20 protein-coding genes are annotated in these 26,224 nt (G+C 66.0%); 16 read left to right on the top strand and 4 right to left on the bottom strand.

Annotation, left to right across the window (positions count from 1 at the left end; all coding sequences use genetic code 11):
- Positions 1-819: 819 nt before the first annotated feature.
- From VUG52_RS14125 to VUG52_RS14170, 10 genes are all read left to right on the top strand, one after another.
- On the top strand, positions 820-1,881 hold the full coding sequence (locus VUG52_RS14125; protein ID WP_331831669.1) for a 3-deoxy-7-phosphoheptulonate synthase: 1,062 nt from the start codon (positions 820-822) through the stop codon (positions 1,879-1,881).
- Between the two features lie 80 nt (positions 1,882-1,961).
- Positions 1,962-2,243, top strand: a complete 282-nt coding sequence (locus VUG52_RS14130) for a peptidylprolyl isomerase (protein ID WP_023380733.1) — start codon at positions 1,962-1,964, stop codon at positions 2,241-2,243.
- A 136-nt stretch (positions 2,244-2,379) separates the two neighbouring features.
- Positions 2,380-4,212, top strand: a complete 1,833-nt coding sequence (locus VUG52_RS14135) for an extracellular solute-binding protein (RefSeq protein WP_262950645.1) — start codon at positions 2,380-2,382, stop codon at positions 4,210-4,212.
- On the top strand, positions 4,209-5,267 hold the full coding sequence (locus VUG52_RS14140) for a microcin C ABC transporter permease YejB (RefSeq protein ID WP_028688956.1): 1,059 nt from the start codon (positions 4,209-4,211) through the stop codon (positions 5,265-5,267). Before VUG52_RS14135 ends, VUG52_RS14140 begins: the two co-directional genes overlap by 4 nt.
- Positions 5,267-6,283 carry an ABC transporter permease gene (locus VUG52_RS14145; RefSeq protein ID WP_262950648.1) on the top strand — a complete coding sequence of 339 codons (1,017 nt, stop codon included), beginning with the start codon at positions 5,267-5,269 and terminating at the stop codon, positions 6,281-6,283. Before VUG52_RS14140 ends, VUG52_RS14145 begins: the two co-directional genes overlap by 1 nt.
- A 36-nt stretch (positions 6,284-6,319) precedes the next feature.
- Positions 6,320-7,705 carry a sigma-54 interaction domain-containing protein gene (locus VUG52_RS14150; RefSeq protein ID WP_331831670.1) on the top strand — a complete coding sequence of 462 codons (1,386 nt, stop codon included), beginning with the start codon at positions 6,320-6,322 and terminating at the stop codon, positions 7,703-7,705.
- Between the two features lie 253 nt (positions 7,706-7,958).
- On the top strand, positions 7,959-9,350 hold the full coding sequence (locus VUG52_RS14155) for a GntP family permease (protein WP_050705719.1): 1,392 nt from the start codon (positions 7,959-7,961) through the stop codon (positions 9,348-9,350).
- An 11-nt stretch (positions 9,351-9,361) separates the two neighbouring features.
- On the top strand, positions 9,362-10,132 hold the full coding sequence (gene hbdH, locus VUG52_RS14160; protein WP_050705718.1) for a 3-hydroxybutyrate dehydrogenase: 771 nt from the start codon (positions 9,362-9,364) through the stop codon (positions 10,130-10,132).
- 198 nt (positions 10,133-10,330) lie between these two features.
- Entirely contained in the window at positions 10,331-12,280 is a 1,950-nt protein-coding gene (locus VUG52_RS14165; protein WP_331831672.1) for an acetoacetate--CoA ligase, read from the top strand.
- A gap of 52 nt (positions 12,281-12,332) precedes the next feature.
- Positions 12,333-12,608: a peptidylprolyl isomerase gene (locus VUG52_RS14170; protein ID WP_008095636.1), complete on the top strand. Its 276-nt coding sequence runs from the start codon at positions 12,333-12,335 to the stop codon at positions 12,606-12,608.
- 5 nt (positions 12,609-12,613) lie between these two features.
- Here VUG52_RS14170 and VUG52_RS14175 read toward each other — a convergent pair whose 3' ends face one another.
- Positions 12,614-13,237: a LysE family translocator gene (locus VUG52_RS14175; protein WP_050705716.1), complete on the bottom strand. Its 624-nt coding sequence runs from the start codon at positions 13,235-13,237 to the stop codon at positions 12,614-12,616.
- Positions 13,238-13,373: 136 nt separating this feature from the next.
- Here VUG52_RS14175 and VUG52_RS14180 point away from each other — a divergent pair, with 136 nt between their 5' ends.
- From VUG52_RS14180 to VUG52_RS14190, 3 genes are all read left to right on the top strand, one after another.
- Positions 13,374-14,189, top strand: a complete 816-nt coding sequence (locus VUG52_RS14180; protein WP_331831677.1) for an AraC family transcriptional regulator — start codon at positions 13,374-13,376, stop codon at positions 14,187-14,189.
- Between the two features lie 132 nt (positions 14,190-14,321).
- The gene (locus VUG52_RS14185; RefSeq protein WP_262974073.1) at positions 14,322-15,713 is read left to right on the top strand and encodes an APC family permease; all 1,392 of its coding nucleotides are present in this window, start codon (positions 14,322-14,324) and stop codon (positions 15,711-15,713) included.
- A 135-nt stretch (positions 15,714-15,848) separates the two neighbouring features.
- Positions 15,849-17,030 carry an MFS transporter gene (locus VUG52_RS14190; protein WP_050705713.1) on the top strand — a complete coding sequence of 394 codons (1,182 nt, stop codon included), beginning with the start codon at positions 15,849-15,851 and terminating at the stop codon, positions 17,028-17,030.
- On the opposite strand, the gene VUG52_RS14195 is transcribed toward VUG52_RS14190, so the two are convergent.
- Positions 16,989-18,038, bottom strand: a complete 1,050-nt coding sequence (locus tag VUG52_RS14195; protein WP_050705712.1) for an alpha/beta hydrolase family protein — start codon at positions 18,036-18,038, stop codon at positions 16,989-16,991. The genes VUG52_RS14190 and VUG52_RS14195 overlap by 42 nt on opposite strands.
- A 147-nt stretch (positions 18,039-18,185) precedes the next feature.
- On the bottom strand, positions 18,186-18,797 hold the full coding sequence (locus VUG52_RS14200) for an FMN-dependent NADH-azoreductase (protein ID WP_050705711.1): 612 nt from the start codon (positions 18,795-18,797) through the stop codon (positions 18,186-18,188).
- Between the two features lie 133 nt (positions 18,798-18,930).
- Here VUG52_RS14200 and VUG52_RS14205 point away from each other — a divergent pair, with 133 nt between their 5' ends.
- Positions 18,931-19,833 carry a LysR substrate-binding domain-containing protein gene (locus VUG52_RS14205; protein ID WP_050705710.1) on the top strand — a complete coding sequence of 301 codons (903 nt, stop codon included), beginning with the start codon at positions 18,931-18,933 and terminating at the stop codon, positions 19,831-19,833.
- On the top strand, positions 19,826-20,203 hold the full coding sequence (locus VUG52_RS14210) for an MmcQ/YjbR family DNA-binding protein (RefSeq protein ID WP_050705709.1): 378 nt from the start codon (positions 19,826-19,828) through the stop codon (positions 20,201-20,203). Before VUG52_RS14205 ends, VUG52_RS14210 begins: the two co-directional genes overlap by 8 nt.
- A gap of 372 nt (positions 20,204-20,575) precedes the next feature.
- Here VUG52_RS14210 and VUG52_RS14215 read toward each other — a convergent pair whose 3' ends face one another.
- Positions 20,576-20,998, bottom strand: coding sequence for a VOC family protein (locus tag VUG52_RS14215; RefSeq protein WP_050705708.1), 423 nt, complete (start codon positions 20,996-20,998; stop codon positions 20,576-20,578).
- A gap of 223 nt (positions 20,999-21,221) precedes the next feature.
- Between VUG52_RS14215 and VUG52_RS14220 the strand changes: the two genes are divergently transcribed.
- Complete coding sequence (locus VUG52_RS14220) at positions 21,222-26,222, top strand: NEL-type E3 ubiquitin ligase domain-containing protein (RefSeq protein WP_331831678.1); 5,001 nt, start codon at positions 21,222-21,224, stop codon at positions 26,220-26,222.
- Positions 26,223-26,224 lie beyond the last annotated feature (2 nt).

Raw genomic sequence — 26,224 nt, forward strand, 5'->3', positions numbered from 1 at the left:
GCCAGGAATTTAGTTGTTTTTAATCAAATGCTTGCGAGAAATAGGAAGGATGAGCTGGGCGCTTTCACCCTTAACTGGGGGGCTTTGCTGGAACAGCCTGGGAGCAACTGTCTTACTGAGATTTCTCAACCAGCGTGATCTCTGTAGGAGCGGCCTTGTGCCGCGAAAGGGGTGCGAAGCGCCCCCGCGATTTGTGCATCAAGCAGATATTGCCGGGGCCGCTTTGCGGCCCTTTCGCGGCACAAGGCCGCTCCTACAGGTTGGCGTAGTACCTGTGCGCCGCTCCCACGCTATCGAATCGATAGCATTTAGTGATTGAACACACGCGCAAAGGTGCAGTAAGCTCGGCCTCAATCACTGGAGAGCAACATGTCGAAACAAACCTGCAACCACGCCAACCACACCGGTCGCTCCGCGCACCGCGTGCTGGCCGTTGCCGGTCGTAACGCCGTTGCCAGCTTTTATTTTGGGTATTGGTTTAGCCACTAGGCGCCGATGACCCATCCGGCGCCCACCTTCGAGGGGCCGCCGAACATGAGAATACTCAAACCCCCGGTCGGCTCCCCGACCGGGGGTTTTGCTTTTCCGGACCTACGAAACATACCGATTACCTTGAGGACAGCGACATGAACTACACCACCTATTACCGCACCTTCGCATGGCGATTTAGCCAGTTCCGTTCGGGCCAGCCTGCCGCCTCCGTTCGGTCGATTCCCGGTGGCAATGCCGCACAGACACCCCATTTGACGATCAGTCGAACACCTCGATAGGGCCGACGACGCGGGCCAGAACCCGCCGTCCGCCCAGGGAAAAAACGCCATGCAAGCCTCGAACCTCGCCCTGCCCCTGACTCAGCCGCACGCTGCCAACACCACCGTCAGCCAGCGCCTGCCCAGCCCGCACCTGCTCAAGCAGCAGATGCCGCTGTCCAACGAACTCACCCAGCAAGTCCATGCTCACCGCCAGGCGATCCGCGCCATCCTCGAAGGCCGCGACGAACGTCTGCTGGTGGTGGTCGGCCCCTGCTCGATCCATGACCCGCGCTCGGCCCTCGAATACGCCGACCGCCTGGCCGCGCTCAGCCGCGAAGTCGACGACAAGCTGCTGCTGGTGATGCGCGCCTACGTGGAAAAACCACGCACCACCGTGGGCTGGAAAGGCCTGACCTACGATCCGCACCTCGATGGCAGCGACGACATGCACGCCGGCATCGCCCTGTCTCGCGGCCTGATGCTGGGCATGCTCGAACGCGGCCTGCCGATCGCCACCGAGCTGCTGCAGCCGATGGCCGCCGGCTACTTCGACGACCTGCTGGGCTGGGCCGCCATCGGCGCGCGCACCACCGAGTCGCAGATCCACCGCGAGATGGTCAGCGGCCTGGAACTGCCGGTCGGCTTCAAGAACGGCACCGACGGCGGTATCGGCATCGCCTGCGACGCCATGCGCAGCGCCGCCCACCCACACCGCCACTTCGGCATGGACGCCCAGGGCCACCCGGCGATCATCGAGACCCTGGGCAACCCCGATACTCACCTGGTGCTGCGTGGCGGGCACAAGGGGCCGAACTACGACGCCCAGAGCGTCGCCCTGGCCCGCCAGGGGCTGGCCAAGGCAGGTCTGGCGCCACGGATCATGGTCGACTGCAGCCACGCGAACAGCGGCAAGGACCCGGCCCGTCAGCCGGCGGTGTTCGAGGACGTGCTGGCCCAGCGCCTGGACGGCGACCGTTCGCTGGTCGGGGTGATGCTCGAAGGGCACCTGTTCGATGGCTGCCAGGCCCTGGGCAAGGGCGCGCTGAAGTACGGCGTGTCGATCACCGACGGCTGCCTGGGCTGGGAGGCGACCGAGGCCCTGCTGCGCGAAGCCGCCGCTCGCCTGTAGGCCTCTATGGCAAGCCTTGCGAGACACGGCACGAACAAGTGCGCTAGGCTTGCCTTTTCGACCTCCAAGGAACAGTACCCATGGCCCGAGCCACCGCCCGTCACATCCTGGTTTCCAGCGAAGAGAAGTGCAACGAACTCAAAGCACAGATCGAAGCCGGCGCCGACTTCGCCGAAGTCGCCAAGGCCAACTCCACCTGCCCGTCCAGCCGCCAGGGCGGTGACCTGGGCTCGTTCGGCCCGGGCCAGATGGTTCGCGAGTTCGACACCGTGGTCTTCAGCGCGCCGCTGAATGTCGTCCAAGGTCCGGTCAAGACCCAGTTCGGCTACCACCTGCTGGAAGTGACCAGCCGTCAGGACTGATGCACCGTTGTTCGCCAAGAACAACACCTCCCCTGTAGGAGCGGGCTTGCCCCGCGATAGCGACCGCCCAGGCAGCCTCGATGGCCCTGCTGACGCAATCGCGGGGCAAGCCCGCTCCTACAGAGGCTTGCGAGTATTGCTGGCATGTTGCCTGGGCCTGGTGCTTTGCCTGCCATTGGCAACCCACGCCGCCCCCACCCACGCCCTCACCGTCTACGCCGAAGCCCCGCGCTACCCCGCGAATTTCGACCACTTCGACTACGTCAACCCCGACGCCCCCAAGGGCGGCAGCCTGCGCCGCTCGGCCATCGAGATCGGCAACTTCGACCATATCCTGCCCTACATCGACAAAGGCATCGGCGTCAGCCAGGTCGATGGCTGGCTGTACGCACCGCTGGCCGTGCGCTCGCTCGATGAGCCCTACACCGTCTATGGCCTGATCGCCCAGCGCATGGAGCGTGGCCCCGACGATGCCTGGCTGCGCTTCTACCTCGACCCGCGCGCCACCTTCGCCGACGGCAAGCCGGTACGGGCCGAAGACGTACGCTTCAGCTACGAGCGGCTGATGAACCAGGGCAGCCTCAAGTTTCGCACCCAGTTCGCCGATGTCGCCGCGGTCACGGTCGAAGGCCCTCGCCAGGTGCGCTTCGACTTCAAGCAACCCCATGGCCGTACCCTGCCCCTGGAGCTTGCCGGCCTACCGGTGCTGCCCGAGCACGACTGGCAGCAACGCGACTTCGCCAACGGCGCCGGCTTCGACAAGCCGGTCGGTAGCGGCCCTTACCGCATCGGCAGGATCGACAACGGCCGCAGCATTACCTTCGAGCGCGATGCGAGCTGGTGGGCGCGGGATCTGCCGGCCGTCCGCGGGCTGTACAACTTCGCCCGCATCGGCGTCGAATTCTTCGGCGACACCGAGGTGGCCCGCCAGGTACTCAAGGGCGGAGGCTACGATTACAACCGCGAGTACTCCGCCACCGCCTACACCCTCGGCTACAACGGTGCCTCACTGGATGACGGGCGCCTGCAGCGCGCCCACCTCGCCCCGGCCAAACCGCAGATCGCCCAGGGCTTCGTGTTCAACCTGGACCAGCCGCAATTCAAGGACCGCCGCGTGCGCCAGGCCCTGGGCATGCTCTGGGACTTCGAGTGGAGCAACCGGCAGATGATGCGCAATATGTACATCCGCCAGCAGAGCCTCTACTCCAACACACCTCTGGCCGCCCGCGCCCTGCCCGACGCCGAGGAGCTCAAGCTGCTCGAGCCGCTGCGCGGCCAGGTACCGGACGAAGTGTTCAGCCGGGTTTTCAGCGCCCCGGTCACCGACGGCTCCGGCATCATCCGCCAGCAGCAACTGCAGGCGCTGGCGTTGCTGCAGGACGCCGGCTGGCATCCCCAGGGTGATCGGCTGGTCAACGCCCAGGGCCAGCCGCTGAGCTTCACCTTCCTCAATGGCCAGTCCGGCCTGGAACGCCTGCTGCTGCCGTGGAAGCGCAACCTCGCACAGATCGGCGTCGAGCTGAACATCCGCAACGTCGACTCAGCCCAGTACGTCAACCGCGTGATGGCCCGCGACTACGACATGATCGTCACCGGCTACCCGGTAACCCTGTCGCCGGGCAGCGAGCAGTACAACTATTTCGGCTCCGCCGCGGCCAACGACCCGGGCTCGAACAACCTGATGGTGCTCAAGGACCCAGCGGTGGACCGCCTGCTCGAGGGCCTGGTGCGCGCCACCAGCCAGGCCGACATGCTGCGCCACGCCCGCGCCCTGGACCGGGTGCTGCAATGGAATTACTACTGGATTCCCAACTACTACCCGCCGGGCAGCTCGACGGTGTGGTGGAACCGCTTCGGCCTGCCCAAGGTACAGCCGGCCTATGACGAAGGCCTGGACACCTGGTGGGAAGTCAGCCCCCGGGCGCTGACCAACACGCAGATGGCCGAGCGCCTGCGGAGCGCGCCATGACCACCTACATCCTGCGCCGCCTGCTGCTGATCATCCCCACCTTGCTGGCCATCCTGCTGGTGAACTTCGCCATCGTCCAGGCCGCGCCCGGCGGGCCGGTGGAGCAGGCCGTGGCGCGCCTGCAGGGCATCGGCGGCGGCGCGCCGGGCGCCCGCGTCGAGGCGGTACAGGGCGAATCGCGCGCGACCCGCGGCCTGGACCCGAAGCTGATCGAGGAGATCAAGCGCCAGTACGGTTTCGACAAGTCCGCGCCCGAACGGTTGTGGCTGATGCTCGGCCAGTATGCACGGCTGGACTTCGGCCAGAGCTTCTTTCGCGGCGCCACGGTCACCGAGCTGATCGTGCAGAAGCTGCCGGTAACCCTGTCGCTGGGCTTCTGGGCCACGCTGATCACCTACCTGGTGTCGATCCCGCTGGGCATCCGCAAGGCGGTACGCCATGGCAGCCGTTTCGACGCCTGGAGCAGCGCGCTGATCGTGATCGGCTATGCCCTGCCCTCGTTCCTGTTCGCCCTGCTGCTGATCGTGCTGTTCGCCGGCGGCACCTCGCTCAACTGGTTCCCGGTTCGCGGCCTGGTCTCGGAAGACTTCGACCAGCTCAGCCTGCTGGGCAAGGTCGCCGACTACTTCTGGCACCTGGTGCTTCCGGTCGGCGCCCTGGTGATCGGCGGCTTCGCCACCCTCACGCTGCTGACCAAGAACGCCTTCCTCGATGAGATCGCCCGCCAGTACGTGGTCACGGCCCGGGCCAAGGGCCTGAGCGAGCGCCGGGTGCTCTACGGCCATGTGCTGCGCAACGCCATGCTGCTGGTGGTGGCCGGCCTGCCCCAGGCGCTGATCACGGTGTTCTTCGCCGGTTCCCTGCTGATCGAGGTGATCTTCTCCCTCGACGGCCTCGGGCGCATGAGCTACGAGGCGGCGGTGTCGCGGGACTACCCGGTGGTGTTCGGCACGTTGTTCATCTTCACCCTGGCCGGGCTGCTGATCCGCCTGCTGGGCGACCTGTGCTACACGGTGCTCGACCCGCGCATCGACTTCGACGCGAGGGGCCGCTGATGTTCTCGCCCATCGCTCGGCGGCGCCTGCGGCGTTTTCGCGACAACCGCCGCGGCTGGATCTCACTGTGGCTGTTCGCTGGATTGTTGCTGCTAAGCCTGGGCGCGGAGCTGGTGGCCAATGACAAGCCCTTGCTGCTGGGCTACCAGGGCGAGCTGTACACGCCGGCGCTCAAGCGCTACACCGAGCAGCAGTTCGGCGGGCAGCTGCCGTTCCAGCCCGACTACCGCAGCCAGTACGTGCGCCAGTTGATCGAGGGCCAGGAGGGATGGATGCTGTTCGCGCCGATCCCGTTCAGCGCCGATACCCCCAACTACGACCTGCAGGTCCCCACCCCCAGCCCGCCCAGCGCGAGCAACTGGCTGGGCACCGACGACCAGGGCCGCGACGTGCTGGCACGAGTGTTGTACGGCGCGCGTGTCTCGCTGCTGTTCGCCTTCGCCCTGACCCTGCTCAGCGTGCTGATCGGCGTCACGGCCGGTGCTCTGCAGGGCTACCACGGCGGCTGGGTGGATTTGCTCGGCCAGCGATTGCTGGAGGTGTGGTCGGGCTTGCCGGTGCTGTACCTCTTGATCATCCTGTCGGGGTTCGTCGAGCCGGACTTCTGGTGGCTGCTGGGGATCATGGCGCTGTTCTCCTGGCTGACCCTGGTCGATGTGGTGCGCGCCGAATTCCTCCGAGGGCGCAACCTGGAGTACGTCAAGGCGGCCCGGGCCCTGGGGCTTTCGGACACCCAGGTGATGCTGCGGCATATCCTGCCCAACGCCCTGAACGCGACCCTGACCTATGTACCGTTCATGCTCACCGGGGCGATCACTACCCTCACCGCGCTGGATTTTCTCGGCTTCGGCATGCCCGCCGGCAGCGCCTCGCTGGGCGAGCTGGTGACCCAGGGCAAGCAACACCTCGAGGCGCCGTGGCTGGGCTTTACCGCGTTCTTTGCCCTGGCGTTGATCCTGTCGTTGCTGGTATTCATCGGCGATGCGCTGCGCGAGGCGTTTGATCCCCGCATGTAGGAGCGGCGTACATTTTCAACTATGGGTATCCCTTCCATGCACGACAACCTCAAGGACTACCCCCAGGTCCGCCAACTGGCCATCCGCTCGCTGTTCGAGATCATCGAGCAATCCAGCGAAGGCACGGTGATCGTCGACCGCCAGGCGCGCATCGTCTGGATGAACGAGCGCTATGCCCGGCGTTTCGGCCTGCAGGATGCCGCCAGCGCCATTGGCCAGCCCTGCGAGGCGGTGATACCCGGCAGCCTGATGCGCGAGGTGGTGAGCAACGGCAAGCCGATCCTGCTGGACATGCTCGATACGCCGAACGAGCCGCTGGTGGTGATGCGCCTGCCGATCCATGACGACCAGGGCGCGCTGATCGGTGCCATCGGCTTCGCCCTGTTCGACGAACTGCGCAGCCTGTCGCCATTGCTCAAGCGCTACGCCAGCATGCAGCAGGAACTGGCCTCGACCCGCTCCCAGTTGCGCGCCCGCCAGGCCCGCTACAGCTTCGCCCAGTTCGTCGGCAGCAGCCCCGCCTGCCTCGAGGCCAAGCGCCGCGCCCGCCGCGGCGCGACCAGCGACTCGCCGGTGCTGCTGCTCGGCGAGACCGGCACCGGCAAGGAACTGCTGGCCCACGCCATCCACGCCGCCTCGGCGCGGGCGCACAAGGCGTTCGTCAGCATCAACAGCGCGGCGATCCCCGAGGCATTGCTTGAGGCCGAGTTCTTCGGCACCGCCCCCGGCGCCTTCACCGGCGCCGACCGCAAGGGCCGCAGCGGCAAGCTGCAACTGGCCGAAGGCGGCACCTTGTTCCTCGACGAGATCGGCGACATGCCCCTGGCCCTGCAGAGCAAGCTGTTGCGCGTGCTGCAGGAGAAGGAATACGAGCCGGTGGGCAGCAACCAGATGCTGCGCAGCGATGTGCGGGTCATCGCCGCCACCTCCATCGACCTGCAGGCGGCCATGGCCCGGGGGACGTTTCGTGCCGACCTGTACTACCGGCTGAATGTGCTGCCGGTGCAAGTGCCGCCGCTGCGTGAACGCCTGGAGGACTTGCCGGCGCTGTGCGAGGCGATCCTTGCCGAGTTGGGCAGCCAATATGAGCTAGAGGCTGATGCCCAGGCGCTGTTGGGGCGGCATGCCTGGCCCGGGAATATCCGTGAGCTGCGTAATGTGCTGGAACGGGCGACTCTGCTGGCGGACCAGCCGCGGCTGGGCGTGCATGATCTGATGAACGCGCTGGGGCCGTTGAGCCCGGTGGCCGAGACGGCACCGCAGTTGGGGTACCGGGAGGCCTGTGCGCAGTTCGAACGCGGGCTTATTGTGCAAGCGTTGGGGCGTAGTGGCGGGAATGTACCGGAGGCCGCAAAGGCATTGGGATTGGGGCGCTCGACGCTATACAAGAAAATGGTGGCGTTGGGGATAGAGTCTCAATAGTGAGACTTAGATCCTCAAAACAGAGATCGTGGGAGCGGGCTTGCCCCGCGATGACGTCAGCCGCATAAAATCAAATATTTCCTATTAAGGTCATCGCGGGGCAAGCCCGCTCCCACGCAGCCGTGTCTCAAGATAAAGACTGTTAATTTAACGAGTTCAATTTTCTACATATATATCAATGACTTAATAAACTGGCACGATTCCCGCTATCCCTATTTCCAACCATAAAAACAACAGTTGGAGAACCACCCCGATGACCGTGCTCATCGCCCTCGCTGCCCTGGCCCTGCTGATGCTCGCCGCCTACCGCGGCTACAGCGTGATCCTCTTCGCCCCCATCGCCGCCCTCGGCGCCGTGCTGCTCACCGACCCCGCCGCCGTGGCCCCGGCCTTCACCGGGGTGTTCATGGAGAAAATGGTCGGGTTCATCAAGCTGTACTTCCCGGTATTCCTGCTCGGCGCCGTGTTCGGCAAACTGATCGAGCTGTCGGGATTCTCGCGCTCGATCGTCGCCGCCGCCATCCGCCTGCTCGGCACCCGCCAGGCCATGCTGGTGATCGTGCTGGTCTGCGCCTTGCTCACCTACGGCGGCGTGTCGCTGTTCGTGGTGGTGTTCGCGGTGTACCCGTTCGCCGCCGAGATGTTCCGCCAGAGCGACATCCCCAAGCGGCTGATCCCGGCAACCATCGCCCTGGGCGCGTTCTCCTTCACCATGGACGCCCTGCCCGGCACCCCGCAGATCCAGAACATCATTCCCAGCACCTTCTTCAACACCACCGCCTGGGCCGCGCCCTGGCTGGGGCTGATCGGCACGCTGTTCGTGTTCTGCGCCGGCATGCTCTACCTGCAACGCCAGCGCAACAAGGCCCAGCGCAAGGGCGAAGGCTACGGCAGCAACCTGCGCAACGAGCCGGAAACCGCCGACGATATCAATCTGCCCAACCCGTGGCTGGCCCTGGCGCCGCTGCTGCTGGTGGGGGTGATGAACCTGCTGTTCACCCACTGGATTCCGCAGTGGTACGGGGCCAGCCACACCCTGCAGCTGCCGGGCATGGCCACGCCAGTGCAGAGCGACGTGGCCAAGCTCACGGCGATCTGGGCGGTGCAGGCGGCCCTGCTGGTGGGCATCCTGATGGTACTGGTGTGCGCCTTCGGCACCATCCGCCAGCGCCTGGCCGAAGGCACCAAGAGCGCCGTGAGCGGTGCCCTGCTGGCGGCGATGAACACTGCCTCGGAATACGGTTTCGGTGCGGTGATCGCCTCGCTGCCGGGCTTCCTGGTCCTGGCCGACGCCCTGCGCGGCATCCCCAACCCGCTGGTCAACGAGGCCATCACCGTCACCCTGCTGGCCGGCATCACCGGCTCCGCCTCCGGCGGCATGAGCATCGCCCTGGCGGCCATGAGCGACAGCTTCATCGCCGCCGCCAACGCGGCGAACATCCCGCTGGAGGTACTGCATCGGGTCGCCGCCATGGCCAGTGGCGGCATGGACACCCTGCCACACAACGGCGCGGTGATCACCCTGCTGGCGGTGACCGGGCTGACCCACCGCGAGGCCTACAAGGACATCTTCGGTATTACCCTGATCAAGACCCTGGCCGTGTTCGTGGTCATCGCCACGTTCTACGCCACCGGCATCGTATGAAGGAGAACGGCATGACGCTCAAAGGCAAGACCGCACTGGTCACCGGTTCCACCAGCGGCATCGGCTTAGGAGTAGCCCAGGTGCTGGCCGAGGCCGGCGCGAATATCCTGCTCAACGGCTTTGGCGACCCGGCGGCCGCCATTGCCGAGATCAGGCAGCACGGGGTCAAGGTGGCCCACCACCCCGCCGACCTGTCCGACGTGGCGCAGATCGAGCAGATGTTCGCCCTGGCCGAGCGCGAGTTCGGCGCGGTCGATATCCTGGTCAACAACGCCGGCATCCAGCACGTGGCGCCGATCGAGCAGTTTCCGGTGGAGGCTTGGGACAAGATCATCGCGCTGAACCTGTCAGCGGTGTTCCACGGTAGCCGCCTGGTCCTGCCGGGCATGCGCGCGCGGGGCTGGGGGCGGATCGTCAACATCGCCTCGGTGCACGGCCTGGTGGGCTCCACCGGCAAGGCCGCGTACGTGGCCGCCAAGCACGGCGTGGTCGGCCTGACCAAGGTCATCGGCCTGGAGACCGCCACCAGCAACGTCACCTGCAACGCCATCTGCCCGGGCTGGGTGCTGACCCCGCTGGTGCAGAAGCAGATCGACGACCGCGCCGCCCATGGGGGCGATGCGCAGCAGGCACAGCACGACCTGCTGGCCGAGAAGCAGCCCTCGCTGGCCTTCGTCACGCCCCGGCACCTCGGCGAGCTGGTGTTGTTCCTGTGCAGCGAGGCCGGCAGCCAGGTGCGTGGCGCCGCCTGGAATGTCGATGGCGGCTGGCTGGCTCAGTAAGCGGCTAGAATGATGGTCGGGGTAGCGCATTCTCTTTGTGTAGGAGCGGCCTTGTGCCGCGAAAGGGCCGCAACGCGGCCCCGGCGATTGGTGATGTGACATCATTGGCTGGGGCTGCGATGCAGCCCTTTCGCGGCACAAGGCCGCTCCTACAGGGGGTGCGAGGCGGGTGGATCAGCAATCACCGAGGGTCCCGGCATGAACGACGTACTTTGGCGCCCCTCCACCACCCGCATCGAAGCGAGCCGGATGGAAGCCTTCCGCCGCCGGGTCAACCGGCGCTTCAACCTCCAGCTCGACAGCTACGCCGCCCTGCACCGCTGGAGCATCGAGCAGCGCCCGCAGTTCTGGCAGGCCTTGGCCGAGTACTTCCATGTGCGCTGGCATACGCCACCGGCCAGCGTCCTCGAGGAAGGCAAGCACATGACCGAGGCCCGCTGGTTCCGCGGCGCCACCTTGAACGTTGCCGAGCACCTGCTGCAACGCCGCGACGATCGCCCTGCCGTGGTGGCCGTGCGCGAGGACGGCACGCGCCACTGCCTCACCCACAACCAGCTGGCCGCCCAGGTCGCCGGGCTGCAACAGGCCTTCAGGCAGGCCGGCATCCAGCCCGGCGACCGTATCGCCGCGGTGATGCCCAACACCTGGGAAACCCTGGTGGCCATGCTCGCCGCCACCAGCCTTGGCGCGGTCTGGTCCAGTTGTTCGCCGGAGTTCGGCACCCACGGCATCATCGACCGTTTCGGCCAGATCGCGCCCCGGCTGCTGGTGGCCTGCGCCGGTTACCAGTACGCCGGCAAGACCATCGACCAGGTGGAAAAGATCAACCAGGTCGTGGCCCAGCTCCCCAGTGTCGAGCTGTTGCTGGTAGTGCCCCATACTCGGCCGCAGACCCGCGCCGATGAGTTCAGCGGCAAGCGCACTGCGCTGTGGGCCAAGTACTTCACGCCGGGTGGCGCGCTGGGCTTTACCGCCCTGCCCTTCGACCACCCGCTCTACATCCTCTACTCCAGCGGCACCACCGGCATGCCCAAGTGCATCGTCCACCGTGCCGGCGGCGTGCTGCTGCAACACCTGAAGGAACACGGCCTGCACAATGACCTCAAGGCCGACGACGTGCTGTTCTACTACACCACCTGCGGCTGGATGATGTGGAACTGGCTGGTCAGCGGCCTGGCGGTCGGCGCCACCCTGGTGCTGTACGACGGCTCGCCGTTCCACCCGGGCCCCGAGCGCCTGCTCGATCTGATCGACGCCGAAGGGATCAACGCCTTCGGCACCAGCGCCAAGTACCTCGCCGCGCTGGAGCAGGCCGGTGTCGAACCGGCCAAGTCCCACCGCCTCGACAGCCTGCGGCTGATCCTCTCCACCGGCTCGCCCCTGTCACCACACAGCTACGACTATGTCTACGCCAAGGTGAAGGCCGACGTCTGTCTGGCATCCATGTCCGGTGGCACCGATATCGTTGCCTGCTTCGTGCTCGGCAACCCGCTGCTGCCGGTGCGCCGGGGCGAAATCGCCGGCAAGGGCCTGGGCATGGCGGTGGAGGTGTGGAACGAACAGCGGCAGCCGATCACTGGCGAGAAAGGCGAGCTGGTCTGTGTCCGGCCCTTCCCTTCGATGCCTCTGGGCTTCTGGGGCGACGACGACGGCAGGCGCTACCATGACGCGTATTTCAGCCAGTTCGAGGGGGTCTGGTGCCAGGGCGACTATGCCGAGCAGATCCCGGGGGGTGGCCTGGTGATCCACGGCCGTTCCGATGCCGTGCTCAACCCCGGCGGCGTGCGCATCGGCACCGCGGAGATCTACCGACAGGTGGAAAAGGTCGATGAGGTGCTGGAGAGCGTGGCCATCGGCCAGGACTGGCACGGCGACGTGCGCGTGGTGCTGTTCGTGCGCCTGCACGACGATCTGCAACTGGATGATGCCCTGCGCCAGCGCATCCGCCGGGTTATCCGCCAGTACACCACGCCGCGCCATGTGCCGGCGGTGATCGCCCAGGTCGACGATATCCCGCGCACACTCAGCGGCAAGCTGGTGGAGCTGGCGATCCGCAACGTGGTGCATGGCCTGCCGGTGAAAAACACCGATGCCCTGGCCAACCCCGAGGCGCTGGAACAGTTCCGCGACCGGCCGGAGTTACGCTGATGGTGACATCAGGCATAATGTCGACCTTTTGCCCCGAAGCACAGGTAAGCCCATGAAAGCCCAAGCCCGCCATATCCTGGTCAAGACCGCTGACGAAGCCGAAAAGCTCAAGCAGCGCATCGCCAACGGCGAGGCCTTCGACGTGCTGGCGAAGAAGTTCTCCACCTGCCCATCCGGCAAGCGCGGCGGAGACCTGGGCGAAGTGCGCCCGGGCCAGCTGGTAGGCGCCATCGACCAGGTAATCTTCAAAAAGCCCCTGCGCGTGGTGCATGGGCCGATCAAGAGCAAGTTTGGCTATCACCTGGTGCAGACCTTCTACCGCGACTGACCCCCTCAGCGCCGGGCGGCCAGCAGGCCGATGCCGGCGCAGCCCAGCAGCGACGCGCTGATTCGGTTGAACAGCCGCCGTGGCCCGGGCCGCTCGAACCAGCGCTGCAGGTAGGCGCCAAGCCCGGCGTAAATGGCGATGGCCGCCCACTCCAGCAGCAGGAACAGCACGCCCAGTTGCAGGAACTGCTCGCTCACCGGCGTGGCGCTGCCCACCGAGACGAACTGCGGCAGGAAGGCGGTGAAGATCAGAATGGCCTTGGGATTGCCCGCCGCCACCCAGAACTCCTGGCGCGCCAGTTTCCAGGTGCCGCGCGGCTGCTCGCCGGCCACCGCCGCCTCGCCGACCGGCGCCCGCCACAGCTGCCAGGCGATGTAGAACAGATAGCCCGCACCCAGCACCTTGATCGCCAGGAACAGGTATTCGCTGGTATGCAGCACCACGGCCAGGCCCATGGCGGCCAGGGCGATCATGCCGCTGAAGGCGATCAGGCGCCCGCCCCCGGCCACGCAGGCGGTGCGCAGGCCGTAGCGGCTGGCGTTATGCAGGGACAGCAGGTTGTTGGGGCCCGGCGCCATGTTCAAGGCGAAACAGGCGGGAATGAACAGCAGCAGGCTCGACAGGTCCATTATTCTTCTCCAGCGGGGACCGTCGCAGCGTCGCGTTCGGCGAGCAGGCGCGTCAAGCACAGTGGCGTGGCAAATGGCCGGAACAGTAGGTAGACGCTAGACTGGCGCCCTGCGTCCATTTCCAGGCTCCCTCGACATGCCCCTTTCGAGTAGCGAAATCTGGCACGATCCGGCCTTGCCCTATGTCGAGAGCCGACGCGCCTGCCACAGCCGCGCCTGCTACAAGGCCCACAGCCACCCGAGCTTTTCCATCGGCGCGGTGGATGCCGGCCAGAGCCGCTTCACCGGGGCCGGCGCCGGGCAGGTGCGCCTGATACCGGGTACCCTGGTGTTCGTGCCGGCCCAGCGGGTGCATGCCTGCAACCCCGAAACCGGGCAGGCCTGGAGCTACCAGATGCTGCACCTGGACACCGACTGGTTGCATGGCCTGTGCCTGGAGTCGGGCATTGCCGCCGCCCAGCCCGGCGCAGCGGCCCGGGTCAGTCGCTTGGCGCCGCTGTACCGGCAGTTCTGCGCGCTGAACGCCTTGCTGTTTTCCCAGGCTACGGTGTTCGAGAAGGAGACAGCACTGGTGGCCTTTCTTGGCGACAACGACTTCTCCCTCCATCCGCAGCTGCTACCCGCGCCACCCTTGCCGCCTTCGACACTGCGCGACCTGCTGGCCCATGCCGGGGAGCAGACGTTGGCCGAGTTGAGCCTGGACGCTCTGGCAAGGCTGGCGGGCATGGGGCGCTACCAGCTGATCCGTGCCTTCGGCGCCGCCACCGGCATGACGCCCCATGCCTACCTGCTCAATGCACGGGTGAACAAGGCACGGCAAATGCTGCGCGAGGGCCAGGCACTGGCGGAGGTTGCCTACCGATTGGGCTTTGCCGACCAGAGCCATTTCCAAAGAGTATTCAAGGCGCATGCCGGGATCACCCCCGGGACCTACCGTACCGCGCGTCCATAGAGGGTCGTGACGTCGCAACCCTGGCCAACCCAGCTTTTTCCTCTGCACCAACCACATATTTACTAATTTCCCCGCCCCGCACCCTGTCCCAGTATCTGGCGCAACTACAACAACAACGAGCGGGGAACTGTCATGAGTGCAAGTGCGTCCGTGCCTGCCAGCGTGCAGCACGATCAAGCCGGCTTTCGCCGGGTCCTGGGAATGGGGTCGCTACTGGCGGTGGCCGTCGGCCTGGTGGTGTCGCAAGGGGTGATGGTGATGATGCTGCAAGGGGTTGGCGCCGCCGGTCTGGGCTTCATCGTGCCGTTGGGGCTGGCCTACCTGCTGGCCCTGAGCTATGCCTTTTCCTTCTCCGAACTGGCCCTGCTTGTTCCGCGCGCCGGCAGCCTGTCGAGCTACACCGAAGTGGCGCTGGGGCACTTCCCGGCGATCCTGGCGACCTTTTCCGGCTACGTGGTGGTAGCCATGTTCGCCCTGTCGGCCGAGCTGCTGTTGCTCGACCTGATCGTCGGCAAGGTCTACCCCGGGGTGTTCCCGCAGTACTCGGTGGCCTTTGGCGTGCTCGCGCTGTTCACCGCCCTCAACCTGATGGGCATCGACATCTTCGCCAAGCTGCAGAGCGCCATGGCCGTGGTCATGGTGATCGTGCTGCTGATCCTCGGCGTGGCCGCAATCAGCGAAGGGCATGCCGAAGGGGTCACCAGCACCCTGCTGCAGGGCGACTGGAACCCCATGGGCGTCGGGGTGCTGGCCCTGACCGCCATGGCCGTGTGGGGCTTCGTCGGCGCCGAGTTCGTCTGCTCGCTGGTGGAGGAAACCCGCAAGCCCGAGCGCAACATCCCACGCTCGATGATCATTGGCCTGACGGTGATCTTCGCCACCATCGGCCTGTATGGCCTGGGTGCGCTGTTCCTGGTGCCCCGCGAAGCGCTGAGCAGCGACGCCCTGCCCCATTACCTGTTCGCCACCACGGTGTTCGGCAAGACCGGCGAAGTATTCCTGGTGATCGCCGCGGTGACCGCCACCTGCAGTACCCTCAACACTTCGTTGGCGGCCATCCCGCGCATGCTCTACGGCATGGCCTGCAACGGCCAGGCATTCCCCCAGTTCAAGCAGCTCAGCCCGCGGGCGCGCACGCCCTGGGTGGCGGTGCTGTTCGTCGCGGCGATCACCGGCCTACCGATCCTGCTGATGGGCCAGGACGCCGCGGCGATCAACCTGTTGCTGCTGGCCGCCGCGCTGGCCTGGTTGCTGGCGTACATCATCGTACACCTGGATGTGATCGCCCTGCGCCAGCGCTATCCGCACCTGCCACGGCCATTCCGCACACCGTGCTATCCACTGCCGCAGCTATTCGGTATCGGCGGGATGCTGTATGCGATCTGGAATGCCTCGCCGAGCCCCGAGATGAGCCTGAAGATCTTCGGTACGGCGGGGGTGGTGCTGGCGGTGGTGTCGCTGATCGCCGTCGCGTGGATCAAGGGCGTGATGAAGAAGCCGCTGTTCAAGCCTGAGGCGCTGTAGACCTTGGCGGCAGGAAGCCACACGCCACCTTTCGGGGTGGCGCTTTCCCGCGAAAGATTCGTTAGCCTGCTTCCTTTTGCGCCGGACAACGGCCATGATGCCCGTACGCCCAACCGCCCACCCGCGAACGAGCCCATGACAGCGCAAGAACCTGCCCAAGGCACCCGCTCCAGCATCACCCGGCAGATCCTCTCGATCGTCTTCTACACCTTCATCGCCTTCCTCTGCATCGGCCTGCCAATTGCGGTGCTGCCTGGCCATGTGCACGACCAGCTGGGGTTCGGCGCGGTGATCGCCGGCCTGACCATCGGCCTGCAGTACCTGGCCACCCTGCTCAGCCGGCCCTTCGCCGGACGGGTGGCGGACACCCTCGGCGGCAAGCGCGCGATCCGCTACGGCCTTTACGGCATCGCCGGCTGCGGCGTGCTGACCCTGCTCTCGGCCTGGGCCCTCGCCCTGCCCTGGCTGAGCCTGGCGCTGCTGCTGGGCGGCCGGCTGTTGCTGGGCGTCGCCCAGGGGCTGATCGGTGTCGCGACGCTGAGCTGGGGCATCGGCCAGGTGGGGCCGGAGCATACCGCGCGGGTCATTTCCTGGAACGGCATCGCCTCCTATGGCGCCATCGCCATCGGCGCGCCCGCTGGCGTGCTGCTGGTGGATGGCCTGAGCTTCGCCGTGCTCGGGCCGGCACTGCTGGGCCTGGCGCTGCTGGCCCTGCTGGTGCTGCGCACGCGGCCGGACGTGGTGGTGGGGCGCGGCGAACGGTTGCCGTTCTGGTCGGCGTTCGGCCGCGTGGCGCCCTGTGGCGTGGGGCTGACCCTGGCGTCGATCGGCTACGGCACCCTGACCACCTTCGTCACCCTGTACTACCTCGAACGGGGCTGGATCGGCGCCGCCTGGTGCCTGAGCGCCTTCGGCCTGTGCTTCATCCTGTCGCGGCTGCTGTTCGTCAATGCAGTCAACCGCTTCGGCGGCTACAACGTGGCCATCGCCTGCATGGCCACCGAGGTGCTCGGGCTGACCCTGCTGTGGCTGGCGCCGTCGCCGTTGTGGGCGATGGTCGGTGCCGGGCTGACCGGCTTCGGCCTGTCGCTGGTGTACCCGGCCCTGGGCGTCGAGGCGATCCGCCAGGTGCCCAGCAGCAGCCGTGGCGCCGGGCTGGGCGCCTACGCAGTGTTCTTCGACCTGGCGCTGGCCATCGCCGGACCGGTGATGGGCGCGGTGGCGGTGCACCTGGGGTATGCCTCGATCTTCTGCGTCGCCGCACTGCTCGCCCTGTCAGGGGTGGGCCTGACCCTGCTGCTGGCCCGCCGCGGCTGAACGTTCGGCGGGCTCCGGAGCGCCCAGGGCCTGGCTGAAGAAGGTGGTGGTCTCGCTGCGCAGCGAACGATGGATATGCCGACGGTCGACGCCCTCGGCGTCCTTGCACAGCACTGGCATGCGCTGATGCTGCTCGTCGTCGCAGGGGGCCATGAACACGAAGTGTCCGGCACCGGCCAACAGGCGGTAGTCGGGCGTGACCGGCAGCTTGCGCGCCAGGGCATCGGCGTTGTGCTCCAAGGCCAGCAACTGGTCATTGTCACCGCTGTAGATCAGCGCCGGCACCTGCACGCCGGCCAGGGCGTGGCGACCGAACATCAGGCTCAACGGCGCCATCAGCATTACCGCGCCCACCCGGGGGTCGGCGCGGGGCGCCAACTCGCTGTGGTCGGCAATCAGCACGCCATGGGTCTTGCAGGCGTCGGCGTCAGTGGGGCGTTGCTCGCAATAGCGGCGCAGGCGTTCGAGGTCGGGCCGTGCGCCGGACAGGATCAGCGCGGTCTCGCCGCCGGCGGAATAACCAATCACTCCGACCTTGCCGTCATTCAGATACGGCGCGAGCAGCCTGTCGTTGCGCGCCGCGGTGATCGCGGCGCTGATCTGCAGTGGCCGGCCATAGAGGTTGCTCAGGTTACCCAGGCGGCTATGGTCGCGATTGTTGTCGCCGGGGTGGACTACCGCCACCACCACGAAACCCTGGCGGGCCAGGCCATTGGCCAGGTCATGCAAGGCCATCGGGCTGCCGGTGTTGCCGTGGGAGATCACCAGCAGCGGGAACTGGCCCATGGCTACCGGCGCCTCTTCGGCGACACGGGTCTGGTAGCCCTCGATGCGCACCGGGCGCGCTTCGCCGCTGGAGGGGTAGAACACCAGCGCCTGCATGGGCCGGGCGTCCACCGGGTCAGTGAGCGTCAAGCGATGCAACCCGGCCACCCACGGCGCCGCGTCGGCGCGGGCCAACAGGCCGCCGAGCAGCAACAACGCCATCAGCATGCGGGTTCGTTTCATCGCAGGGCACTCCTTGTCTCAGGGCACTGCGCGGCACTCGGGTATGGATGCCAGCATAGAACCCGGCTCGCCGGCGGCACATGAAAACTGGATGAAAAAAGCCGACTGGCGCACTGGGCGGCAGTCGGCTTTGGGTACGCAGTGCGATCAGGCGGCGGCGAACAGCTCACCGGCGATCTGCGCCTGGGCGGCGTCGATGGCCTTGGCACGGTGCTCCGGACCGTAGGCCAGGCCATGGGCACGGACGATTTCCAGGTCGGTGATGCCGATGAAGCCAAGGAACACCTTGAGGAAGTCTTCATGGCCGACGCCGGTAGGCTGGCCATGGTGCAGGCCACCAGCGGTGGACACCAGGATCACCTTCTTGTCGCCGCACAGGCCTTCAGGGCCAGCCTCGGTGTAGCGGAAGGTCTTGCCGGCCACCGCCACGCGGTCGATCCAGGCCTTGAGCTGGGTCGGCACGGTGAAGTTGTACATCGGCGCGCCGATCACCACGGCGTCGGCGGCGAGGAATTCTTCCAGGGTCTCTGCGCTCAGCTTGGCCTCGTGGGCCTGGGCAGCGTCGCGCATCTCCTCCGGGGTGCCGGCGGCGACCAGGGTGGCGGCGGAGAAGTGGCTGATGGCGTCAGCAGCCAAATCGCGGTAGACCACTTCGAGGCTCGGGTCGGCAGCTTTCCAGGCCTCGACCACTTCGCGGCTCAGCTGGCGGGAGGCGGAATTGTCGCCCAGGATGCTCGAATCGATATGCAACAGTTTCATGGGACTCTCCTGTGAATGAAGACCGCGGCGGTGGGCGATCACGATGGGAGCAATCCTATCGGCACATCGAATAGCTGATAAGTCGGTAAAAACGCGTTAGTTTGTTCCACTGATGGAACAATGAGACTGTCAAATGCAAGACCTCAACGACCTCTTCTACTTCGCCCGGGTGGTCGAAGCCGGTGGCTTTGCCGCCGCCGGGCGCCAGCTGGGCATCCCCAAGTCGCGCCTGTCGCGGCGCATCGCCGAGCTGGAGGAGCGCCTGGGCACCCGCCTGCTCCAGCGTACCACCCGCCAGCTCAAGCTCACCGCCGTGGGCGAGCGCTACCTGAACCATTGCCAGGCCATGCTGCTGGAGGCGGAAATGGCCGACGAGGTGGTGGCCAGCATGTCCAGCGAGCCCCGCGGCCGCCTGCGGGTGTCCTGCCCGGTGGCCCTGGCTCACGCCTTCCTACCGGATGTGGTCAGCCGCTTTCTCAGCCAGTACCCCCTGGTGCAGCTGGACATGGTGCTGCTCAACCGCCGGGTCGACCTGATCTCCGAAGGCATCGACGTGGCCCTGCGGGTGCGCGACCTGGGCGACGAAGACCCGGCGCTGGTCACCCGGCGCCTGCGCCAGGCACAGATGCAACTGGTGGCCGCGCCGGGCTTCGCCGACCATATCCGCGAACCCGCCGAGCTGGCCAGTCTGCCGGTACTCGGCGCGGCCGAGGCTGACCGCCTGGTGCACTTCCGTCTGCATGGGCCCCACGGCCGCCAGGAGGATGTTGCCCTTGAGCCACGGCTGGCCATCGACGACTTCGTCGTGCGCAACGCCGCGGTGCGCGCGGGCCTGGGCTTCACCGCCCTGCCATCGATGTTCTGCGAAGAGGAGCTGGCCCGTGGCGAACTGGTGCGCCTGCTGCCAGACTGGTCGCTGCCCGGCGGCTACCTGCAGGCGGTCTACCCACACCGCCGCGGCCTGCTGCCGGCGGTACGCGCGTGGATCGATCATCTGGCGGTCTCGTTCGAGGCCTGTGGAGAGCGTTATGTCTGAGAAAAGGCTGTCCGAGGATCAGGTGGCGGCGCTGTGCCTGGCCCTGCCCGGGGCGCAGGAAGACTACAAATGGGGCGGCATCCGGGTATTCTCGGTGGCCGGCAACAAGATGTTCGCCGTGCAGGACCTGGGCGGCGCCGGCTTGTCGTTCAAGGTGGCCGACGAGCTGTTCCTCGGCTACTGCGACCGCCCCGGCATTCGCCCGGCGCCCTACCTGGCGCGGGCGAAGTGGATCAGCATGCTGCCGCCCTACCCCATGGGCCGCGACGAGCTGAGCGACCTGCTGCGTCGGTCGCATCAACTGGTGGTGCGACGGTTGCCCAAGCGTCAGCAGGTTGGGTTGCTGATCGGGGCGGACGAGATTCCTTAGGGGGCTCGACGTTGTAGTTGCAGTGCCTGTCAAATCGAGCGCCGCCCGCGCGGCGCATCGCGGCACAAGGCCGCTCCTACATTTGTTGCAACGTGCCGAACCTGTCAGGCCATGGTTGCCCGCCTTGGTACATGTCTTGAGACAGGTGGAGCGGCAGTGGTGTCTACGCTGAGAGCGCGTCGGACCAACAAGGCGTACCAGGTAATGGCACAGGACTCACTGGCCCGAAACAGATGTAGGAGCGGCCTTGCGTCGCGATGCGCCGCGCGGGCGGCGCTCGATCTGATAGGCGCTGCAAGGGTTGCGACGGACACTTGGTGGCCCTCACTCGGTCAACAGCCCCAGCGCCCAAAGACCTTGAAAAGCCTGGCTCTAAAACTTCCTACCCAACGGCGGCCCCTTGAGTTCGACCCGATTGCCATCAGGGTCATAGCAATACAGCGAGACCCCTTCGCCTTCAGCCCCATAACGTTTCTCCGCGGCCTCGACCCTTACCCCAGCCTCGCGCAGCATTGTACTCAGCGCCGATTCATCAAACGGCTCGATGCGCAGGCAGAAATGATCGACATTGTGCCCGCTCGAGCCGGGCGCCGCGCCACCCTCGCGCCCCAGCGGGCCGTCGACCGCCACCAGGTCGATCAGACCGTCACCGGCCCCCAGGTGGATCATCCCCAGCGAATCCCGGCGCTTGCGCACCGGGCAGCCAAGCAGTTCATGGTAGAAGGCCAGGCTGCGCTGCAGATCGCTGACGCGCAGGACCAGGTGGTCGATATGCAGGATGGTGAAAGCTGGCATGGCAGTGCTCCACGTTCAGGCTTTGTCTAGACCATAGCAGCGTCCCCGCCGGCTGACCTTAGGCCGTCGCCGTCAATGGCCGACGGTGGAGCCGCCGCAGCTGCTGTGGGCCAAACGGCCTCGGACGTGTCAGTCATCGCCCTGGTGGCAGACTCAATTATGTACCACCCGAGGCGCTGCCCCCTGCTCTTGAATAGTCGCTCCCCCTTATTGGAGTGCGACCATGCACAGCATCGATCCTCCCTACCACCAGCAACAGATCCTGCGCAGCCTGCCGGGCTGGACCAGGCACCTGCATCCATCCCACGCGCAAAGGCTGTTGCGCCGGGCACACCGGGAGCATGTCAAGCCGGACGGACAGTTCGCGGACTGGTTCGTCCAGGCATCCCCTGTCCGCCAGACCGAGCTGCGCGAGGCCACCAGGCAGCGAACGACCAGCAGCAAGGCGCTGGCCAAGGCCTTGCAGGGGCTGCAGGGCATTACCGAGTTCTGTGAACCTTTGCTGAAGGCGCGACTGGGTGTCCAGGTGTCCATGACTGAAGCGCAGTTCAAGCAGCAACCCTTCATGCAGGTCCAGGAAGGAGGCATCCCCGACCCGGGGGCGTCCCATGACATACCTAACCCTCCGATCTTGACCGAGCTGCCGTCCGGCACCGCCACCCTCACCAGCCTGCTCGAAGCCGCTCTGCACAATTTCGAAGGCATGGCCGAGGTCGGCCCCTTCAGCACCCTGCAAGCCAGCGTCGACGACAGCACCTCGATCCCCGGGCTGAGTACCAGCACCTTCGTCAGCCACTGCCGTGCGCTCGACCTGGGCAAACGCTATCAGCAGCATCTGCAAGGTATCTATGGCGGTACGCGCAAGGGTGTGCTGCAACCGCTGTGGGCCCAGGCCCGACGCGATGAGCTTGCCGTACAGGCGCTGATCGCCCATATGCGTGGGTACCTGACAGATGATGGCCTCCAGGCCCTGCGCCAACTCTGCGCAACCGACCAAGCGCCGCGCTTTGGGACGGCAATGGCCTCGGTACGAACCTTGAGCATGCTGGGCATCCAACTGCACGACCTGTGGCTGTTGGCTGCCAACGACCAGTCCAATCCGCCCTATATCGTCTACCTGCCCTTCGACGATGATCGGCCGGTACAGGAGTTCATCAACCTGCTGGCCCTAGGTCGGTACCTGCGCCGCCGGCTGCTTGAGCCCGACTATCGAGAACGCTTTCTGGAACATGTCGCCCTCAAGGATCGCCCCGAGATGGCGAGAAAACTCAAGGCCAGGCTGTTCGAAGGCCCCCGGGCCGAGGTGATCCCCCTCGAGACACCTTCCCCCGCCTTTGCCGAGACCGAGCCCGGCACGCACCCCTGGCATGGACAAGAGGCCACAAGCGAAACAGATGACCCATCGGCTCCGCGCCCCGTCCGCTTCCCGGCGCTGGCGGTTCATGAAACCGCGATTGCCTTCCCGGTGTGGCCCAAGCTGTTCAACGACCATGTGCAACGCCTGCAGGACGACGCTCGCGGCGTGGCGGTACCAACGGCGGACATCGACGCCAAGGCCCGGCGCGAGCGCCTGATGTTGTGGGGCGAGCGCGGCCTGACCCTGCTGGGAGTGGCGGCCATGTTCGTCCCCGGCCTGGACGTCGCCATGCTGGCCGTGGGGGCGTACCAGATCATGGGCAGCATCTTCCACGCGTTCGAAGCCTGGTCCGAAGGTGACAACGCCCAGGCCGTGAGCCAGGTCGAGTCGTTGCTCATCAACGTCGGAAGCGTGGTCGCCATCGCCGGCGTCGCCAAGCTGGCAAAGGCCTCGGGATTCGTCGACTGGACGGAAAGTCTCTGGCTTGATGGTGAGGAGCGACTATGGCATCCGCAGCTTGAGCCATACCGCAGTCAGGTCGAACTGCCGAACGAGCTGCAGCCGGACGACCAAGGCATCCTGCAGTATGGCGACCGGCATTTCGTGGAGCTGGACGACACCCTCCACGAGGTCCGCAAAGATACCGCGGGGGACTGGCGAATCCGCCATCCGCAAGACCCCAAGGCCTACCAGCCACGTTTGCTTGGCAATGGCAAAGGAGCTTGGCGCATGGCGCACGAGCGGCCGCAGGAATGGCCCCGGCTCAAGTTGATGCGCCGTCTCGGCCCACTTTGCAAGGGGTTGAGCGATGACGACCTGCTGGCCGCACTCGACAGCAGCGGACTGGAACGAGGCGTGCTGGAGCAGGTCCACGTCGATGGCAAGCGCCCTCCGCCACTGCTGGAGGACGCCCTGCGACGACTGAAAGCCGACAGCACCGCCGACGACATCATCGCCCGCACCCGCCAGGGTCGTCCGCTGGCCGCCTACAAACAGTTCGCCATCAGCGTGCTCGGCGAACTGCCCGGCTGGCCCGAGGATGTGGTGCTGGAAGTGTTCGATGGCGCCGAACCGATGGGCAGCGCCACCCGCTATGGGCGCAACCGCCTCGGTGACACGGTCATCCAGCTGACCCGAAGCGACCTGGAGAACGGTGACCTGGCCCGGATCGTCCTGGAAAACCTGGAGGAAGAAATGGTTGTGGCGCTGCTGCCCGAAGGTACAGCAAACGAGCACCGCCAACAGGCCTTGCAGACGCTGATGGCCGACCGCTTGGGCACAAAGCGATCGTCACTGTTCAACAGCCTCTACAACACCCAGTCCAAGCTACTCTCCCCTGTAACTTCAGCCATCGGCCGGCAGTTCTCTAGCTTGCCCCTGCAGGCACTTGACGAATTGGTCGGCCAGGCTAATACCGCCGAACGCGACAGCCTGCTTGCAGGCCGGGTCCCGCTGCGCATTGCCGAGGAAGCTCGGCTACTGCAAGCCCGCGTGCGACTGGACCGGGCCATCCTCGGTCTGTACCGCGACAGCCTGGCCAACACCGATAGCCAGATCATCAGCGACAACCTGCTGGCACGCCATCCGCAATGGTCCGCGCAGCAGCGCTATCACGCGGCACTCGCCGACCGCTCCGCCGCCGCCCGGCTGATTGGCCAGCAACCCATGTCCACCGGCTTTCGCTCGCCAATGCGGCTGGGTGATGGTAGGTATGGCTACCCTCTGAGTCCCGGGATATTCGCCTCTCGCGCCGAGCGCGAGCTGCATGCCTTGTACCCCGGGCTCACGGGGCGCGAGATCCGACAGCTGCTGGGTACCCTGCGCGCCAGAGGTAGCGCGACCGAGCAGATTCAGGTGTTGCGCGCTCAACTGGCGGTACTGCGCGAACAGCTCGGCACCTGGGCTAGCGCAGGCGCCAACGACTGGGGCGAGGAAGTCGGCGCGTACTACAGCACGACCGCCGACCGGCTGATCCGGGCCTGGCAGCGTCTGGATGGCGAGACACTCTACCTGTCCAACATTGCCCTCGATGCGCTGCCGCCGCTTTCGACACGCTTCGACCATATCACCACGCTGGAGCTGGAGAACCTGAACGTGATCGAGATGCCTGCCGATTTCCTGCAGGCTTTCCCGTCATTGCGGCGCGTCGATGTACGTAGCAGTCCGCAACTAAGCGGCATATCTGTCCTGCAAGCGCTGCGCAATGCCCCGCAGCTGCGGGAACTGCGTCTGAGCGGTGCGCGCCTGGGTGAGTTGCCAGCCATCGCCCACGAAGTATTGCCGGCACTGACCAATCTTCGTAGCCTGGAAATACCTCGTAACCGTCTGACCCTCACCCTGGCGGACCTGCAGATGATCGCAGGCCTGCGCCTGGAGAACCTGGACTTGCGGGCCAACCGCATTGCGCTGGATGCGGACATGGCGGGCGCGTTCCGCTCAATGCGCGAACTGCGGCACTTGCACCTGACCTCGAATCCGCTGGGCCTCAGCCCAGACCTGAGCGGCCTGGAAAACCTGGCCACCCTGCGCCTGGACAGCGGCCAGCTTCAGCAGTGGCCCACCGGACTCAGCACCTTGATGCAGCGCACCCCCTGCATGCTGCGCGAAGTGGACCTGAGCATGAATCGCATCGGGCAGGTCCCCGATTTCGAAAATCTCTTGAACTCACCCTATTTCGGACATCTGCTGGCAAGACGTCCCAACTATCGCTGGCGCTTCAATTACAACTCTTTAGATGAAAACACCCGTGAAAGCCTGAGAGTCATTGGCGCCTCCGTCGAAGAGGAAGCGATCGCGGCCCCCCAGCCCGCTCCATCGCCGCGCTTCAACTGGCTGAGCAACGCCAGCGAGAGGCAGCAAGCCACCTGGAACGCACTATTTGAAAGAGACCGCAATGCCTGCCTGCGTGATGTGGTCGAACAGGTCGGCATGTCGGCCAGTGCGCTGCGTCAGCCCAGGGCGTTTGCCCGTCAGGTCTGGATGCTGCTTGACCGGGCAGCTGCCAGCAGCCGCCTGCGCAAGCGACTTAACGAGGTGGCCGCCGCATTCCCGGTCAGCTGCGGCGATGCCGGTGCCGATGGCTTCGGTACGCTCCAGACCGAAGTCATGGTCTACGATGAAGCCGAAGGCATGGAGACTGCGACGCCACGGCTGTTCCAGTTCTTCCGACGCCTGTTCCGGCGTGATCAGGTAAATGCCCTGGCACAGGACCTGTACAACGCGCGGCTGGCGCGGCGCGACGCACTGCGAGTCTTGGACGCCTGGCAAGCCCGGCCGCTGGGCGAACGCGGCACCAGGCCTGCGCTGCCGGCCCTGCATCGCTTCGATACGCTGCCGGACGACGTGTTGCACAACGGCCTGGGCGAAGGCCTGGATCTGATCGAGATCCGCCTGGCCCTGCGTACGCGCTTGTCGAGGCGTCTCGATTTCCCCGAACCCCAGCAAGAGATGCTTTACCGCCAAACCGCCGAAGTCTCTGCGTGGACCGAGGACGCGGTACATGACGAGGTCGAGACACGAGACGCCAGCGCAGACTCGCGTCGCCAATGGATTTCCCGTCACCCGACCTGGCGCCGTCTGCTGCGCCGGGAGTTCAGTTCCCGCTTCGGTTCGCTCAGGCGCCGCTGGGACGTCGGCGTGGATTACCTCGAAGGCAATGAACTGGACGGCACGTTGGACCCCACGGTAGTCGAGGCCCTGACCCAGGCGCTGGACCGTAGTCCTCTGGGCGAAGATGGCCAACCCCTGCGCCAGGCCATCACCAGCGAGCATTATATCGCCGGCATGAACCGCATGGCCCTGGGCCTGGAAGCGGACGAAGACGCCCTTTACCTGCGCCTGACCACGCGCCGCGACCCCAACGACTGAAC

The sequence above is a fragment of the Pseudomonas sp. LH21 genome (assembly GCF_036549575.1).
Classification (GTDB): Bacteria; Pseudomonadota; Gammaproteobacteria; order Pseudomonadales; family Pseudomonadaceae; genus Aquipseudomonas; species Aquipseudomonas peradeniyensis.

Bases quoted from the DNA above. Each gene is read 5' to 3' on its own strand.
- VUG52_RS14205 (WP_050705710.1), top strand. From the start codon at position 18,931: ATGCAAGACCTCAACGACCTCTTCTACTTCGCCCGGGTGGTCGAAGCC.
- VUG52_RS14210 (WP_050705709.1), top strand. From the start codon at position 19,826: ATGTCTGAGAAAAGGCTGTCCGAGGATCAGGTGGCGGCGCTGTGCCTG.
- hbdH (WP_050705718.1), top strand. From the start codon at position 9,362: ATGACGCTCAAAGGCAAGACCGCACTGGTCACCGGTTCCACCAGCGGC.
- VUG52_RS14220 (WP_331831678.1), top strand. From the start codon at position 21,222: ATGCACAGCATCGATCCTCCCTACCACCAGCAACAGATCCTGCGCAGC.
- VUG52_RS14140 (WP_028688956.1), top strand. From the start codon at position 4,209: ATGACCACCTACATCCTGCGCCGCCTGCTGCTGATCATCCCCACCTTG.
- VUG52_RS14190 (WP_050705713.1), top strand. From the start codon at position 15,849: ATGACAGCGCAAGAACCTGCCCAAGGCACCCGCTCCAGCATCACCCGG.
- VUG52_RS14200 (WP_050705711.1), bottom strand. From the start codon at position 18,797: ATGAAACTGTTGCATATCGATTCGAGCATCCTGGGCGACAATTCCGCC.
- VUG52_RS14185 (WP_262974073.1), top strand. From the start codon at position 14,322: ATGAGTGCAAGTGCGTCCGTGCCTGCCAGCGTGCAGCACGATCAAGCC.
- VUG52_RS14150 (WP_331831670.1), top strand. From the start codon at position 6,320: ATGCACGACAACCTCAAGGACTACCCCCAGGTCCGCCAACTGGCCATC.
- VUG52_RS14180 (WP_331831677.1), top strand. From the start codon at position 13,374: ATGCCCCTTTCGAGTAGCGAAATCTGGCACGATCCGGCCTTGCCCTAT.
- VUG52_RS14175 (WP_050705716.1), bottom strand. From the start codon at position 13,237: ATGGACCTGTCGAGCCTGCTGCTGTTCATTCCCGCCTGTTTCGCCTTG.
- VUG52_RS14125 (WP_331831669.1), top strand. From the start codon at position 820: ATGCAAGCCTCGAACCTCGCCCTGCCCCTGACTCAGCCGCACGCTGCC.
- VUG52_RS14215 (WP_050705708.1), bottom strand. From the start codon at position 20,998: ATGCCAGCTTTCACCATCCTGCATATCGACCACCTGGTCCTGCGCGTC.
- VUG52_RS14195 (WP_050705712.1), bottom strand. From the start codon at position 18,038: ATGAAACGAACCCGCATGCTGATGGCGTTGTTGCTGCTCGGCGGCCTG.
- VUG52_RS14155 (WP_050705719.1), top strand. From the start codon at position 7,959: ATGACCGTGCTCATCGCCCTCGCTGCCCTGGCCCTGCTGATGCTCGCC.
- VUG52_RS14145 (WP_262950648.1), top strand. From the start codon at position 5,267: ATGTTCTCGCCCATCGCTCGGCGGCGCCTGCGGCGTTTTCGCGACAAC.
- VUG52_RS14170 (WP_008095636.1), top strand. From the start codon at position 12,333: ATGAAAGCCCAAGCCCGCCATATCCTGGTCAAGACCGCTGACGAAGCC.
- VUG52_RS14165 (WP_331831672.1), top strand. From the start codon at position 10,331: ATGAACGACGTACTTTGGCGCCCCTCCACCACCCGCATCGAAGCGAGC.
- VUG52_RS14130 (WP_023380733.1), top strand. From the start codon at position 1,962: ATGGCCCGAGCCACCGCCCGTCACATCCTGGTTTCCAGCGAAGAGAAG.